Origin of the sequence: Oceanobacillus sp. M65, from assembly GCF_052246275.1 — a bacterium.
GTDB classification, from domain to species: domain Bacteria; phylum Bacillota; class Bacilli; order Bacillales; family Amphibacillaceae; genus Oceanobacillus_B; species Oceanobacillus_B jordanicus.
Genome location: NZ_JBQQCJ010000001.1, coordinates 649,679 through 664,769 on the forward strand (window position 1 = coordinate 649,679; position 15,091 = coordinate 664,769).

At 39.9% G+C, this 15,091-nt stretch carries 17 protein-coding genes; 3 read left to right on the forward strand and 14 right to left on the reverse strand.

The window, feature by feature from the left end; all coding sequences use genetic code 11:
- Nucleotides 1-51: 51 nt before the first annotated feature.
- The 14 genes from gvpU to ACTWPF_RS03175 form a co-directional block, all read right to left on the reverse strand.
- Complete coding sequence (gene gvpU / locus ACTWPF_RS03110) at nt 52-459, reverse strand: gas vesicle accessory protein GvpU (RefSeq protein ID WP_036578428.1); 408 nt, start codon at nt 457-459, stop codon at nt 52-54.
- Between the two features lie 32 nt (nt 460-491).
- Nucleotides 492-1,364 (reverse strand): GvpT/GvpP family gas vesicle accessory protein, encoded by an 873-nt coding sequence (gene gvpT, locus ACTWPF_RS03115; RefSeq protein WP_443148247.1) that lies wholly within the window; start codon nt 1,362-1,364, stop codon nt 492-494.
- Nucleotides 1,351-1,710 carry a gas vesicle protein GvpJ gene (gvpJ, locus tag ACTWPF_RS03120; protein ID WP_443148248.1) on the reverse strand — a complete coding sequence of 120 codons (360 nt, stop codon included), beginning with the start codon at nt 1,708-1,710 and terminating at the stop codon, nt 1,351-1,353. Before gvpJ (ACTWPF_RS03120) ends, gvpT (ACTWPF_RS03115) begins: the two co-directional genes overlap by 14 nt.
- A gap of 172 nt (nt 1,711-1,882) precedes the next feature.
- Entirely contained in the window at nt 1,883-2,167 is a 285-nt protein-coding gene (locus ACTWPF_RS03125) for a gas vesicle protein K (RefSeq protein WP_036578424.1), read from the reverse strand.
- A complete protein-coding gene (locus ACTWPF_RS03130) occupies nt 2,133-2,408 on the reverse strand; it encodes a gas vesicle protein (RefSeq protein WP_443148249.1) in 276 nt (91 codons plus the stop codon). The genes ACTWPF_RS03125 and ACTWPF_RS03130 overlap by 35 nt, the downstream gene beginning before the upstream one ends.
- Entirely contained in the window at nt 2,392-3,231 is an 840-nt protein-coding gene (locus tag ACTWPF_RS03135; RefSeq protein WP_443148250.1) for a GvpL/GvpF family gas vesicle protein, read from the reverse strand. Before ACTWPF_RS03135 ends, ACTWPF_RS03130 begins: the two co-directional genes overlap by 17 nt.
- Nucleotide 3,232: 1 nt before the next feature.
- Nucleotides 3,233-3,487, reverse strand: coding sequence for a gas vesicle protein GvpG (locus ACTWPF_RS03140; RefSeq protein ID WP_199848496.1), 255 nt, complete (start codon nt 3,485-3,487; stop codon nt 3,233-3,235).
- A complete protein-coding gene (locus tag ACTWPF_RS03145; protein ID WP_161463863.1) occupies nt 3,487-4,254 on the reverse strand; it encodes a GvpL/GvpF family gas vesicle protein in 768 nt (255 codons plus the stop codon). The genes ACTWPF_RS03140 and ACTWPF_RS03145 overlap by 1 nt, the downstream gene beginning before the upstream one ends.
- 38 nt (nt 4,255-4,292) lie before the next feature.
- Complete coding sequence (gene gvpO / locus ACTWPF_RS03150; protein ID WP_161463862.1) at nt 4,293-4,550, reverse strand: gas vesicle protein GvpO; 258 nt, start codon at nt 4,548-4,550, stop codon at nt 4,293-4,295.
- 92 nt (nt 4,551-4,642) lie between these two features.
- Complete coding sequence (gvpJ, locus tag ACTWPF_RS03155) at nt 4,643-4,903, reverse strand: gas vesicle protein GvpJ (RefSeq protein ID WP_036578416.1); 261 nt, start codon at nt 4,901-4,903, stop codon at nt 4,643-4,645.
- Nucleotides 4,904-4,927: 24 nt separating this feature from the next.
- Nucleotides 4,928-5,413, reverse strand: a complete 486-nt coding sequence (gene gvpQ / locus ACTWPF_RS03160) for a gas vesicle protein GvpQ (protein ID WP_161463861.1) — start codon at nt 5,411-5,413, stop codon at nt 4,928-4,930.
- Between the two features lie 21 nt (nt 5,414-5,434).
- A complete protein-coding gene (gene gvpT / locus ACTWPF_RS03165; protein WP_443148251.1) occupies nt 5,435-5,887 on the reverse strand; it encodes a GvpT/GvpP family gas vesicle accessory protein in 453 nt (150 codons plus the stop codon).
- A 432-nt stretch (nt 5,888-6,319) separates the two neighbouring features.
- Nucleotides 6,320-6,661 carry a general stress protein gene (locus ACTWPF_RS03170; protein ID WP_443148252.1) on the reverse strand — a complete coding sequence of 114 codons (342 nt, stop codon included), beginning with the start codon at nt 6,659-6,661 and terminating at the stop codon, nt 6,320-6,322.
- 104 nt (nt 6,662-6,765) lie between these two features.
- On the reverse strand, nt 6,766-7,170 hold the full coding sequence (locus ACTWPF_RS03175; RefSeq protein WP_443148253.1) for a hypothetical protein: 405 nt from the start codon (nt 7,168-7,170) through the stop codon (nt 6,766-6,768).
- 539 nt (nt 7,171-7,709) lie between these two features.
- Between ACTWPF_RS03175 and ACTWPF_RS03180 the strand changes: the two genes are divergently transcribed.
- The 3 genes from ACTWPF_RS03180 to ACTWPF_RS03190 all read left to right on the forward strand — a co-directional run bounded on the left by ACTWPF_RS03180 (nt 7,710) and on the right by ACTWPF_RS03190 (nt 14,644).
- Nucleotides 7,710-8,774 carry an MraY family glycosyltransferase gene (locus ACTWPF_RS03180; protein ID WP_161463859.1) on the forward strand — a complete coding sequence of 355 codons (1,065 nt, stop codon included), beginning with the start codon at nt 7,710-7,712 and terminating at the stop codon, nt 8,772-8,774.
- A 350-nt stretch (nt 8,775-9,124) separates the two neighbouring features.
- Entirely contained in the window at nt 9,125-10,534 is a 1,410-nt protein-coding gene (gene gndA, locus ACTWPF_RS03185; protein WP_443148254.1) for an NADP-dependent phosphogluconate dehydrogenase, read from the forward strand.
- 336 nt (nt 10,535-10,870) lie between these two features.
- Nucleotides 10,871-14,644: a S8 family serine peptidase gene (locus ACTWPF_RS03190; protein WP_443148255.1), complete on the forward strand. Its 3,774-nt coding sequence runs from the start codon at nt 10,871-10,873 to the stop codon at nt 14,642-14,644.
- Nucleotides 14,645-15,091: the final 447 nt, after the last annotated feature.

The following is a 15,091-nucleotide window of genomic DNA, read 5'->3' on the forward strand; positions in this document are numbered from 1 at the left end:
AGAACCACCTGTTCGGTAAGATGGTTCTGCTTCTTTGTGGATATTATCTGTCTACTTGCTGCTACTCGTATTTTTAGATTCGGTGATCTTTCCTAGGAAAAAACTGTCTACTTCACTAAGTTTTCCTCTCCATAGGATATCTCCTTTTGAAGGTGTAGGCTTATTTCCCCCGAAATAGATTTGCGAGTTTTTCAAATGAATATATTCAGGCTGATCAGGGTTGTCTTGAGATGCTAAGGATTCGCTCGTTTTTGCTAGCTGTTCACCGACAGTTTTGGAAATGTCATTACCGTCTTCAAAAGACTTGCTTAATGTCTGAAAATAATCTTGTGCAGAGATTAAAGTACCCGAAACGAGTGCTCCATTTACGAGCAGGGAAATATCGAGATTAAAATCATGCTTATTGGAAGCTACTACAAAATAGGATAGTATATTATCTTTCATCAAGGATTCACTCATCATATCTCTCCTTTTTGCTCAATATTTTATGCCTAGGAAGAGGTGTCGTCATTGCTTTCAATATCGGTCTCATCTTCGCTAGAATCAGCAGATTTCTTTTTCGCTTTTGTAGATTTTGTATTACTGCTAGATTTATTAGGTTTCTTAGTGGTCTTTTTACTTCCTGAAGCCTTTTTACCCTTATTGGACTTCTTACTTGCATTAAGTTTAGTCGAAGACTTTTCCTCATCCTCTGTTTCTGTCTCGTTGTCTTCGTCTTCCTCTTCTTCGTCTTCGCTATCATCCTGGCCTTCACTATCTTTTTGGTTTTCACTATCATCTTGGTTTTCGCTGTCATCCTGGTCTTCACTATCTTCTAGGCTTTCGTCGTCATCTTGGCCTTCACTATCATCTTGGTTTTCGTTGTCATCCTGGCTTCCCTTGTTCTCTTTATTTTGAGCGTCCAAGAACTGATTCATTTTTTCTTCGAGTTTATCTAGCCTAGTTTGCAACGCTTCGTTTTCTTCTTTTAATGCATCATACTCTTTATCAGTTGCGCCAGTATTTTGAAGTTCTTCTTCATCATCAGCTTCTGGTAATTCGAAGGACTCCTCTTGATCTGTATCTGCATTACTATCGTCATCTTTCTTCTTGTTTAATAGACTGGTAGTAGAGTCTTTTAGGCTTTGAAAAGCGTTTGTCGATTTTTCCTTTCCTGAATCCTTCAACGTACTTAATTTTTCTTTAGTGAGGGAGCCTAATTGATTCCCTTTGTTTACAAGCACTTCCTTACTTAAGTTAGTCATAAGTTTTTCCCTGTTCTGTGGTGCGGATAAATAACCAACTGTTGCTCCTACAACCCCTCCGGTTGCAGCTCGTTTGATGGCTCCACCTTTTTTGTCGCTAACGTTTTTATCCTTGGTCATATTTTTCCCCTCCTGTTGACTGTGTTGTAGATTCATTTTTGGACAATTTATCTTCTAATGCATTTAGCCTTTCATGCAATTGTTTATTCTCTTGTTCTAAAGCTGTAGTTTTCTCCGTGGCCTTTGAAGACAAATACGGATCTGTTTCCCACCAATCCATTCCTATTTCTTTGGCTTTATCAACCGAAGAGACAATAAGCCGAATTTTAATAGTTAATAGTTCTACATCGGCTATGCCTACGGAAATATCTCCAGCTATTACGACGCCTTTATCTAATACTTTTTCCAGGACATCAACAAGATTACTAGGTCCGTTGCCATGCTGTAGTTGCTGTTCGACAGGCATATAGCAGCCCTCCTATTTATCCCGGAGCAACCGTCCGTAAGACTCCCACTTCAAAACATGAAGAGAAACAGTTAGTTTTTAGTGGGAGTAAACGGACGCTAACACCCCGATTCGTTCACCTAACAATCAGTGGGGGATATTGAAAACTCCCACTGATTGAAGTTTCACTTTATTACATGAGATTTCCTAATGGTCCAAGATCAATATTTAAATCCTCGGCATCCAGACCAAATATTTCTTTAAGTTCTTCCATTTTTTCCTCTAAATTCATAAGGGCGATGCCAAGATCTTCAATTTGCTCTTCGGTTAGAGTGCCACCTTCAACCCGTCTGATTGCGTGCCGTTCCACTACTTGTCTCAAAAGCTCTATGACGGTCATAACTAGTTGGGCAAGTCCGTCTTGGGCGCTGTCTGGATCAAGGTTAATTCGTCCACTCTGTTTGCTGTCCTGTAGCATGGAGCAAATCCCTCCTTTGGTTGTCGAAATTATCTGAGGTAACCTCTGCTTGCTGATCATAGGACTGCACGAGTGTTTCTACGGAGGCTATCAGTACACGTAAATCAAGATAGACTAGATCAACTCCTGCAATCGAAATAATCAAATCACCCTTGATGGCAACCCCTTTGTCGAGGATGACATCCAAAATATCAATTAAACCTACTTCTTTATTGGCAATTGTTTCACGCGTTGTTGGCATGACTTTTAGCCTCACTTTGCGAAAAATCGGAGAAATGATATGCCGGCCAAGGCCCTGTTGCTTCAATTCTCCACACGGTGTCTGCCTGTTCTTTTTCAAACCTTAAAATGATGTTTATAAAATCTTCTACTTTTTCCTTAGGCACCAAGTAGGCACTGTTCCAAACCATCTCTTCTTTTAAACCTGTCATATCCTTGTTCCAGTTTTTCTTTACGGTATAGTTTGTTGCAACGTCTTTTACTAATCGATGAAGGGTCTCTCCAAATCTGTCTTTTTCTTGATCGAGCTGTTTACCAACTAGGGAATCAATCTTCTTTTTTTCGAAAAATTGTCTGCCACGAGGTAGTTTAGATATTTCTTCCTTCTGTTTCTCGATCGCAGGATCTGATTGTTTAATATATTCACTGAGATTCCGTTCATTACAATAGATCTTTAAGGTCCATTCCTCACTAGCATGAAGGGTTTTAAAAGAATTAGTAAGCTGTTTTTCGTTTGATCTGATTGTTTCGTAAAGGTTCGCTGTATCCTCATAAATTGTACAAAACTTCAGTGGGATGAACGTATATTGTTGGTGAAGTGCTGTAATGGTCTCATGATGATGAAATGCTTTATTCTGCAACCAGTCCATGTCTTGGTTTAGTTTGCTTTCAATCGTTGCAGCATTATAATCATCTGCTGGTAACGCACATACAATGGCCGTTATGTCGCCAATTGGTAACGAATATAAACTGCTTTTTTCGTCAAAACCTGTGAGGTTGGACAACGTTTTCTTTTCAATTTCTTCTGTTGGCACAAGGCCGTATAAATAAATTAGATTACTCATTTTAATCCTCTTCCTTTTGCGTCGTAAGTGCTTCCCATTGTTCCATTTCTTTTTTCTTAGCCACTTCATAACGTAAAAGTAATTCTGTTTCTTTCGCTTTATACGTTTCTTCAGGTATTTCTTCCAATTCGTACATCATCTGTAGTTGAATAAGCTTTTGCTGTATTGTCGGTAGGTCATATAGTTCCTTATCGACTTCTTCCTGTACTTTCTTGGCTATACCGATAATGGTTTTAATAGACCCTGAGACAAGCATCAGGCTTCCTCAACACTTAGACGAATATTGATGAAATTATAGGCTGGCCAGGGACCAGTGTATTGAAAATCTACTTTATCCTTCCACTGATCATGCCGTTCATTGACCAGTTCATCGAATTGCTCCTCTTGTTCGCGGTCGACTAAAAAGGAGGCATTTAATAAAATTTTCTCCCCTTGTGTCTCATTTGAAGTAGCTGCAGTTGCCTGGGATTTAAGAGGATGGTAAATGTTTTTTTGCACATCCTGTCTAAGGCTCGTGATAAAGCTCTTCGCTGCTCCGCCAAGCTTTATACGGTCATAGTACCCAGCTGCGGCTGACTTGCTCTTTGTGGTCGCTGCCATTTTCCCCAGCTCAGGATCTTCCTGTACTTTCTTTTCTAGCCACTCCTTTTTTCCGATCACCTTTAAACCAACTTCAATTTTCCCCTTAATCTCTGGAAAAATTTCAGTAAACTGGCCATAAAGGTTTTCAAGTAATATTTGTACATCCTTCTCCGTTTTAAATACATTTCCAAAACTGATAGGGATGACTGTGTCATTTGCTTCCATCACTCTTGAAACCATTGATTGGTGCATCATTAAATTTTCCTTGTTTGGGTGATAGATTTTCATGGGAGCTTCACAGGCGATCATCGCAGCATCTTGATATTGGACAGCGAAGGTATCCCTTGGGACTCCATCAATATCGATGGGGCCATAATCAATTGGTTCGCTTGTTTGGACTGCGCAAAAAATGTAGATTCCGGTTTGTTCTGTTTCGGTCATTTATCCGTCACTCCTTTACATACCATCGAAGGCATCATTTATTCAATCTTGCTTCGGTAGCGGATATCTAGGCGCTTAAATGAAGTTACCTCTTCTTCATCATTTAAAAAGACTTCATAAATACCTAGCATTTCATCCTTTGCGTATTTTCTCATATACTCTTTTTCTTCAATTACTTCGATTGTTACTCTCCAGCCATTCTCTTCTCCTTTTTCTGCGGATGTAATTTTATGAGGGGGAGCAACGTTTGCTCTGAAAAATTCCGCTACATTATCCATTAATTCTTTAATAGCCATTGCATCCTCCAACTCCTTTAAATAAGGGGAGGACAGTAGGCATCATCCTACTGTTCTCCAAAAGTGAACATCTCCATCTTTTGAATACGTACTTATATACTGAACTGAGCATCTCGTTCATTTTGCTGTGCTGGTAAGCCTTCTTCCTCAACGTCATCCCGTAGTAGCCCAACAGCTTCTGCATAGCGCAACCACGTATCAACACTTGCGATGACAACTCTTGCTTCCACGGTTAAAATTTCGATACCTACTACAGAAACTCTCACATAGGCATCAATTACAATCCCTTTATCAAGAATTCGGTCAATAACCTCTGCTAAGCTTGAACTGTCTGTACTCTTTTGTACTGCCATGATTCATTCTCCTTTCGCAATCGATTATTTTGAACCTAATGTCTTTATATCCTTAGGTGACTTTATATTTGTGGCCTTCTTGATATCTGCCGTGCTCTTAAGATCACTAATGCCTTTGATATGGGAAATACCTTTTATATCATTCGGCCCTTTTAAGGTGCGAGCTCGGCCTTTGGTACGGTTGCCATTACTTACTTTCTCCTGTAATGCTTCACCGGCTTCTTTGGCATCACTCAATTTGTCCCGAACAGCCAACAGACTGTCCTGCATCGTTTCCTTCGCAGCTTCGGCTCGTGAATGAACTTTCTTATTGTTATTTTCTTTGACCTTTTTTAACTTGTTGGCAGCCATTTCTGCTTGTGATCTTGCTTTCTCTTCTACTTTATCTTTCATAAGGTTTGTTGCTTTTTCTTGCACTTTGTCCTTTGCTTTCTCTTCGATCGCATCAGGTGTTTTTTCAAGTGCCTTCTTTGCAACTTTTTTAACTGTTTTCTTGACTACATCTGCCATTAAATTCCCCCTTTACGGTGATTATTCACCCTTCCCAACCACCTCAAGTAAAGTATTTAACTTGTCTTCAATCCGTTGCAGATTGTTATGGAGGTTTTTATTTTCCTCTTTTAACTCCTCGTATTTTTCTTGATAAGGATCTTGGTTGTTCTCCAACGCATCTGGATTGGTTTCCTGTCTTGGTTCGTGCAATTTGTCGGTGTACTTTTGGATGTAACCTGTTGCATTCTGGCGTAAAGCTAACATAGCCTGCTCTGTCAGCATATCCTGGGTAGTTCGCAGTACTTCCCGTCCAGCAATTTTAAGCACAGAAGATTGACCAATACGGTTAACGATTCTTTTACCGTTTTCTGGACTAGCTAAGAAACCAAAACCAGCTCCTACAATTCCTCCTGCAAGAGCATATGGGACGGATGGTTGCTGCTTTTGTTCCATCTTGTGTCTGGATACCGTTTTATTCTCCTTGTCACACACTTGCTTGCTCCTTTCTGGGGATCTTATTTATTATCTATGAAGTTTGTTATCTATAGCCTTACGGAACACAGGCGAAACTCGGTATAAAGGCACATTTTAAATAAATACCAAATATTACATCAATTATTTCTTCGCAAGCCACTTTTGAAATATAGAAAGAGGATGATATGGGGGATACTCCGAAAAAGATGACAAAGGTTACTTTTTCGTTACACTTTTGTTTATGGAGATAAAGTGAAACTTCAATCAGTGGGGGTTTTGTTCTTCCCCCATTGATTGTTAGTTGAACGAATCGGGGTGTTAGCGTCCGTTTACTCCCACTTAAACTCACTTCATGTTTTGAAGTGGGGATCTTACGGACGGTTGCCCCGGGATAAAAATAGCCTACAGAAGAAAGATTTCTTTTCTCCTGTAGGCATCGCTACAAAGTAGTTAAATATCTATTTGTTCTTGGTTTGTTACAACAAGCAAGGTCTTCCCTTTATCTAATTCAACTTTTAATTGTTCAGACTTCGATTTATCAAAGCCAATCTCATTTAGTTTTGAACGTATGGTGTCCCCTTTACCTTTGAAAACATTTTTGAGTGCCGTACTAACGCCGGTAACTTTAGCACCGATTTTATTTGCATCGGTTTCTTTTCTTGCTCTGCGATCATGATCATTATCTATAGAAAGGATATAGATATCATCATCAGGTATACCATCGTTGCGGAGTTTATCAACCGCTTCACTTAATTGTTCGTCGTTATGGTAAATTTTAAATTTAGGTTCCATTAAGGGTCCCTCCTTTTTGTAGAAGGTACCCTGCTTTTTAATAGGTCAAACCAGATCCAAAAAGGTTTTTATTAATGGATTGATAGGAAGAAATAGGCTTCCCGTTATGGCATCATCATAAATAAAGAAACTAATGCAATAATTGGCACCCCTAAAGCCAAAGCTAAACTAATCAGTGTAAAAGATTGTACAATTGGCTTAGCCTCTGGTGTGACATCAACATTGCGTTGTAGAAAAATAAAGAAAACAGCGTAAGCCATAATGAAGAGAACAATGAGACCGGGAATATACAACTCTTCCACCGAATTAACGGGCGTAATATTTATGTAGCCGAACACGATTAATAATAGCGGGATTGTTTCGCTAAGTGCTACACCGATAAAAAATTTCTGTTGGATGCTTGCTTGTGCTGATGGTTCTTCTTTTAGTTTTCCCACTAAAACTTTATAAAGAGTAAGTATTGGTAATGCAGCTAGAACAGCAGCTGCGACAAAATAATAGGCCACCATTTTATCCACCTCCTTTCAGCAACATGTTGTAGTACGGCTTAACAGGGTGAATGTTTCATTTTTTTACGGGTTTTGCAAAGGAAGATAATAGATAAAAACAAGCATATGGCGCACTTTTTGGAGGGACTACACGGTGTGAGCGATTGTTTCCAAAAAGAAACTTGCTTGAAGCTTACTTTTTTCGATATAATCTAGGAAAGTTCTAGTGTGTGTTCAAAAAGGAGGATATAAAGGACCGAGAAGTTCAAGGCGGCGTAGCTTTGAGTGCCGGGCTTACACAGGATGTGTTGATTTCTGTGTTGTCCACAGGACGTGGACGGTTTTAACAGAAGTTCAATGAATTCTTTTAATACGTGAGGAACGGAAAAGCAAGCTAACGAGCTTCCACAGGATGTGGTGACTTCGACGGTCGACACAGGACGTGTCGGAATTTAGTCGAAGGTCATCAGTACCGATGTGTCATTTTTACCGGACTTTTTGAACATCCTCTTCTACGGAAAAATAGAAGGGTCAGTCATCATGAATTATAGGAGAAATTTATGTTTAATTATGTCGACTTCGTAATCGCATTTCTTATTGCAGCAATCTCATCCCTTGTGTTAACATATCCCGTTATAAAATTTGCTAACGTCATTGGGGCAGTGGATCTGCCAAACCACCGAAAAGTACATAAAAAAGTTACGCCAAGACTTGGTGGCATTGCTATCTTCCTTGGTGCGTTTTTGGGTGCTCTTTATTTACAGCCTAGCCATCCGCATCTACCGGAAATACTAATCGGTGCACTGGTTATCATTTTGACAGGCGCTTTGGATGATCGCTTCAGTATAAGGCCAGTAGTTAAGCTAACAGGCCAATTAGTTGCTGCTTCTTTTCTTGTTTCGTCAGGCCTGATCATTGAAAAACTCACCTTGCCGTTCTTCGGTACAGTCGAATTGGGCTTTGTTAGCGTGCTGATCACGGTTTTATGGGTCGTGGGGATTACGAATGCAATCAATTTGATCGATGGTCTAGACGGGCTTGCGACTGGTGTCACAACGATTGCGTTAATTAGCATTTTTATCATGGCGCTTATTGATGCCCAACTCCTTGTTGCCTATTTAAGTATTGTGTTGATTGGCGCAAATCTTGGATTTTTATTTCATAACTTTTACCCAGCAAAGATTTATATGGGAGATTCGGGATCAAACTTTCTCGGGTATATGATTGCAGTCGTGTCGATGCTCGGTTTGTTTAAAAATATCGCTTTGTTCAGCTTTATTATTCCAATTATAGTACTGGCAGTGCCAATATTCGACACCTTATTTGCGATTGTAAGAAGGGCGTATAATAAAGAAAATATTATGATGGCGGATAATAAGCATGTTCATTATCAGCTGCTTCATGCAGGATACAGTCATCGCACCACGGTACTCATTATCTATGGGTTTAGTGCCTTATTTGGAGCCATGGCTATTTTGTTCTCGAATGCGAATATCACCATTTCCTTTGTAATTACGCTGTTTGTTTTAGCACTATTACATATTTTTGCGGAGCTTGCCGGAATTGTGATGGGTGGGAAGCGCCCGGTACTTGATTCAATCGGGAGACTATTTAAGAGAAAGTAGTGAAAGTGTCACTTCCAGCTCCAGCGCCCAGAGACTAGCGAGACTTCCTTCACCTCTGTACGATAAAGAAGACTTGCCGATTGGTGACAACCAGAGGCTTAGTCGCACTTATACCTGGAAGGTGAAAGTCAACATCTGCTTCCATTGGTCGCCGTGTTTCCTTTATCTACTACGGCTCAGTCCAGTCCGTACGTCTCTAAACGGGCGCTTCCGCTTTTGTTTTGAATAATTACGGAAAATAAGTACAACTTAGAAAATAGACTCTCAGAGGTTGATTAGATGACGTAATACCTTTAGGTAGTATATGCTAGAGAAAGCATAGATATATTTATCAGAAAGAAGGAGTTCTAATGGCAAAACAACAAATTGGCGTTATAGGTTTGGCAGTAATGGGAAAAAACCTTGCCTTAAATATTGAAAGTAGAGGCTACTCTGTTGCTGTGTTTAATCGCTCACCAGAGAAAACAGAAGCGTTTTTAAATGAAGAGGCAAAAGGAAAGAATTTTGTCGGAAGCACAACGATTGAAGAATTTGTTCAATCACTAGAAAAACCTCGTAAGATTATGCTCATGGTCAAAGCAGGTCCTGCAACGGATGCAACCATTGAGTCGTTGAAACCCCACTTGGCAAAAGGGGATATCTTAATTGATGGCGGAAACACGTTATTTGAAGATACGATCCGCCGTAATAAGAGCTTGAGTGAATCCGGTATTCATTTCATTGGAACAGGTGTATCAGGTGGAGAAGAAGGCGCACTTAAAGGCCCGTCTATCATGCCAGGTGGCCAAAAAGAAGCCTATGATTTAGTCGCACCAATATTTGAAGCTATTGCAGCAAAAGTAGATGGCGACAGCTGTACCACGTACATCGGCCCAGATGGCGCCGGCCATTATGTGAAAATGGTGCATAACGGAATTGAATATGGTGACATGCAACTAATCTCAGAAGCCTACTTCATTTTGAAGCATGTATTGGGATTAGAAGCGGATGAGTTACACGAGGTATTCACCGAATGGAATAAAGGCGAGCTTGACAGTTATTTAATTGAAATAACAGCTGATATCTTCACAAAAAATGATGAAGAAACAGGCAAACCAATGGTTGATGTTATCCTTGATAAAGCCGGCCAAAAAGGTACTGGAAAATGGACAAGTAAAAATGCCCTTGATCTAGGGGTGCCACTTCCATTGATTACAGAATCTGTATTTGCTCGTTACATTTCCTCATTAAAAGAAGAACGTGTTCATGCTAGCGGTGTTATTTCAGGACCAACACCTAAAGCCTATGATGGGGACAAGAAAGAGCTTATTGAAGCAATTCGAAAAGCTTTATATATGAGTAAAATTTGTTCGTACGCTCAAGGGTTCGCCCAAATGCGTGCACAGTCTGAGGAAAATGGCTGGGACTTAAACTATGGAGATATTGCCATGATTTGGCGCGGAGGTTGTATCATTCGTGCTCATTTCCTACAAAAAATCAAAGATGCCTATGACCGTGATCCAGAATTGAAAAATCTTCTGCTTGATCCATACTTCAAGGAAATTGTCGAAGGCTATCAGTCAGCACTTCGTGAAGTGGTTGCCGTTGCAATTAAAAACGGAATTGCTGTTCCAACACTTTCTAGTGCTGTTGCATACTTTGACAGCTACCGTAGTGAGGATCTACCAGCAAATCTTATCCAAGCACAGCGTGACTATTTTGGTGCCCATACGTTTGAACGAAAAGATAAAGAAGGCGTATTCCACCATAGCTGGTTCTAAAGCGAATATATAATAAAACAAAACCCGACAACTGCGAAAGTTTGCAGCTGTCGGGTTTTTGAATATCTATCTTTCGTTAATAGTCCTTTTGATGGAGCAACGCTGTGCGTTCTATTAAATAGATGGACTTCCTTTTTTAATACATAATGAACAGTTAACGAGGGAGAATTGTAGTTAAATTTCAAATAAACAGACTTCTTACCCAGGACTATTGGCGCTATTACAATAGTCTTGTTTTCTGTATGATATTAATATCTGAATATTATGTCACGAAACATTCAGAGAAGGAGGAACTTTTTTTGATTTAGTAGATTACTATTTTAGAGGGGGAGAGAAATGCGTAGGAAAATTGCTATTATATTTTTAACGGTATTAATGGTCTTTAGTAATTTCGCGATGGTAAGTGCAGCGGAAAAAACGTTGCCACAGAATGCGAATAAAAAGGACAAGGCCAAAACAACAGAAATGAAGGAAACAGATGATCCTGATAAGCAAGTTCGGGTTATAGTAGAAATGGATGACGAAGCGCCAATTGAAAAGGCTACTAAAAAAGGTATTATGTTTAATACAATGGGCGAATCTGAGAAGCAGAAATTAACGAAAGCTGCCAAATCAAAACAAAAGGCAGTAAAAGAAGAGATGAAGAAAAAGAAAGTAGAAGCAAAATACTTACAAGAATTTACTACGGTCGTCAATGGTTTTAGTGCGGAAGTAAAGCAGGGCGATCTCGAGCTTATTAGAGAACTTCCTGATGTTAAAACGGTTTCTATCGTGACAGAGTATGAACAACCAAAGGTACAACCGGAAATGAAGTACAGTAAAGAACTCGTAGAAGCACAAAAGGCTTGGCGAGATTATGGTTATAAAGGGGAAGGTATGGTAGTCGGTATTATTGATACTGGCATTGACTATACGCACCAGGATATGGTTCTTTCCGAAGATGTTGAGGGTGGACTGTCAGAAGAATTTGTTCAGGACACAATCAGTAACGAAGGACTTCCTGGAAAATATTATACGGAAAAAGTGCCATATGGCTATAACTACATGGATGAAAATGATGAAGTGCGTGAAATCCATAGTGGAGCAAGCTATCACGGAATGCACGTAGGCGGAACCGTTGCTGCGAATGGCGACGAGGATAACGGTGGTATTCTAGGAATTGCTCCTGAAGCACAATTGCTTGCATTAAAAGTATTCGGCAATGATCCGGAGCTACAAACAACCTATGGTGATATTTACATTAAAGCGATTGATGATTCTATCAAGCTTGGTGCCGATGTATTAAACATGAGTCTTGGGTCACCATCCGGTTATGTTGATGCGGATTCTCCTGAGCAACGTGCTGTATCTCGTGCAGTAGACAATGGAATTCTAATGTCCATTTCTGCTGGTAACTCAGCATTGTTTGCAGAAGGTTTCTTTTATCCATATGCCTCCAATCCTGATTATGGAGTAAGTGGTTCTCCAGGAGTGGCAAATGATTCCACACAAGTAGCGTCTTATGAGAACACGTTTATGGAAGTAGACGCATTACAATATAGCATTGATGAAGAAGCAGGTACAGCAGCATTTCTATCAGCAGGGGATACTTTCCCTTCGACAGACGGAGAAGCATATGAAGTCGTAGAAGCTGGGTTAGGGCTTCCAGAGGACTTTGAAGGAAAAGATGTTGAAGGTAAATATGTCTTGATTCAGCGTGGAGAGATTGCCTTCACAGAAAAAGGACTTAACGCTCAAAATGCAGGGGCAGCAGGAGTAATTGTTTACAACAACACAGATGGAATTGTAAATATGGCCTCAGACCCTTCTATCACAATTCCATATCTATTTATGCTAAAAAGTGATGGAGATCTGCTTGCAGAAGCAGTTCAAAATGGACAAGCTGTGACCGTTTCATTTGATGGAGAAATGACAAAAATGGATAATCCAGATGCTGGGAAAATGAGTGCATTTTCTTCATGGGGATTAACTCCAAACCTTGATTTCAAACCAGAAATCACAGCACCAGGTGGTCAAATTCTCTCTACATTAAATGACAATCAATATGGATTGATGAGTGGAACTTCCATGGCAGCACCACATGTTTCAGGCGGAAGTGCGCTTGTACTTCAGCGTGTAGATGAGGAATTTGGTTATGGAAATGCAAACCGCGTTAACCAAGCGAAAAACCTAATGCTTAATACTTCCAAACCAGTTGATTTTGATGGTGCGCCTGTATCACCAAGACGTCAAGGTGCAGGATTGATGCAAATCCATGCTGCATTATCAACACCAGTAGTGGTAACAGAGTCAGCATCGAATGAAGCGAAAGTAGCGTTAAAAGAGATTAATAGTAATGAAGTAACATTTGAATTAACTGCAGAAAACTATTCAGATGAAGCAGTAACGTATGATGTCTCTGCAAATGCACAGACAGATACACCTGTTGATGGTGGTGGCGTACTTGTCACTGCACCAAATATGTTTGGTGGAAATGATCTTGGCGATATTGTTACAGTAAACGGCGAAGCCTTATCAACCGTAGAGGTGCCAGCTAATGGACAAGTAAGCCTTGAAGTAAGCGTTGATCTTAGTGAAGTCGATGCTTCACTAGCAGAAATTTTCACAAACGGGTATTGGGTAGAAGGGTTTGTTACCTTTACAGATCCTACTGACACAAATCCAGAATTAACCGTTCCTTATGTTGGGTTCAAAGGTTCTTGGGATGATGCACCAATCTTTGATACACCATTATGGGATGCAATGACGTTCTATGGCATGACAGGAGTTGTTACAAATACAGGGGATGATAGCTATGGTTTCCTTGGTGAGAACCTAGAAACCGGCGAAACAGACCCAGAAAAGATTGCCTTCTCACCAAATGGTGACGGAGTGCAGGATGACGCATTGCTCATCTTATCCTTCCTGAGAAATGCGAAGGAAGCAAAATTTAATGTTCTTGATGAAGACAAAAAAGTCGTACGTACGATACGCTTAGAATCAGATCTTCGTAAAAACTATTATGACGGCGGAGCAGCACCTGAATATTCCTTGTCTGGAGACCGGGCATGGGATGGAAAGATCAACAACAAGTTAGCTGAAGATGGACAGTACTATTTACAAGCTGCAGCAGTGATTGATTATGAAGACGCTGAATGGCAAACATTGGAGCTGCCAGTGCTACTTGATACAACGGCTCCAGAAGTCGATGCAACTATTGATGAGAATGGCGAAGTATTAACCGTTGCTGTTGATGATGGAGAAGGAAGTGGGCTAGCTACATGGGATGTATTGGTTGACGGCGAATCTGTACTGGAAACACCTTATACAGAAAGTGTAACAGAGCATGAGTTAACAGACTTTGATGAAGATAGCACTGTAACTGTAATAGCGACAGACTATGCAGGCAATGAGCAAGAAGAAGAGGCAGTAGTCGAAGAACCTGCAGATACAACTGTACCAGATTTACACTTACTAACACCGGAGTTATTAGAGGCATATGATTCAAGAGATGTAGTCTTTTCCGGATATGTAACAGATGCATCTGGTGTAAAAGAAGTAACGGTTGATGGGAAAAAAGCAGAGCTTGTTTATAACGAAGAAGAAGATCGTTACGACTTCTCTTTAACCCTTTCACACAAAAAGGATGACTTCTACTTCCGTCATATTAAGGCAGTAGACAACGCAGGAAATGAAACGGAAATAGGCAGAAGGTATTTTGTTGATACAGCAGAAGCAACATTAAAAGTAAAAGCTCCTAAGAAAACAAAAGAAGATAGCGTAACAGTTTCAGCAACCATCAAAGATAACTTTGATGATATTAATTTCTATGTGAATGGCAATCACGTATTTAGCCACGACCTCTCAACGCCATACGGCAAAAAGAGCTTTAAAGAGAAAATCGAAGACATTGAACTCAATCTAGAGGATGGAGAGAATGTATTTGAATTTAAGGTAGTAGACCTTGCCGGGCATGAGACAGTGGAAGAAGTTGTGATCACCAAGCAAGTGAAAAAGAATCCAGGGAAAGACAAAGATGAAGATAAAGACGAAGATAAGTATGATTTAGTAGGTTATATCTTTGAGCGAGTATTCTCCTTTATCGGCAAACTTTGGAATCTTTTCGGATAAGTAATGATGAAAACCAGCATTCCGTATAATTGGATGCTGGTTTTTTATTTGGGGATAGTAGGGTTAAACTAGAGAGGTGAGCGACTATATCTACCGAGTTGGAGGATCAATCGATTAAATCGGATAGTCAATCAATCAGATCAGAGGTTCAATCGATTAAGAAGCGCATTCAATCGATCAAATCGGATGATCAATCGACCAAGAAGCACAACCAATCAACCAAATCGCCCACTTAATCAACTTGTCATCCATCTATTCACCACTTAATTCTGCAATTAGGGAGGCGAATATTTTAAATTCAGTCAAATATAAATAAAATTGCTTGTAATTTACACTGGTGAAGATTCAAAATTAAAATGCCCTTAAATGTTATTTGATACTGTCTCATGCTTACTTATGCGGAAATAGCTTAGAAATTATATGTTTGGTATAATTTTTTAGATGGTA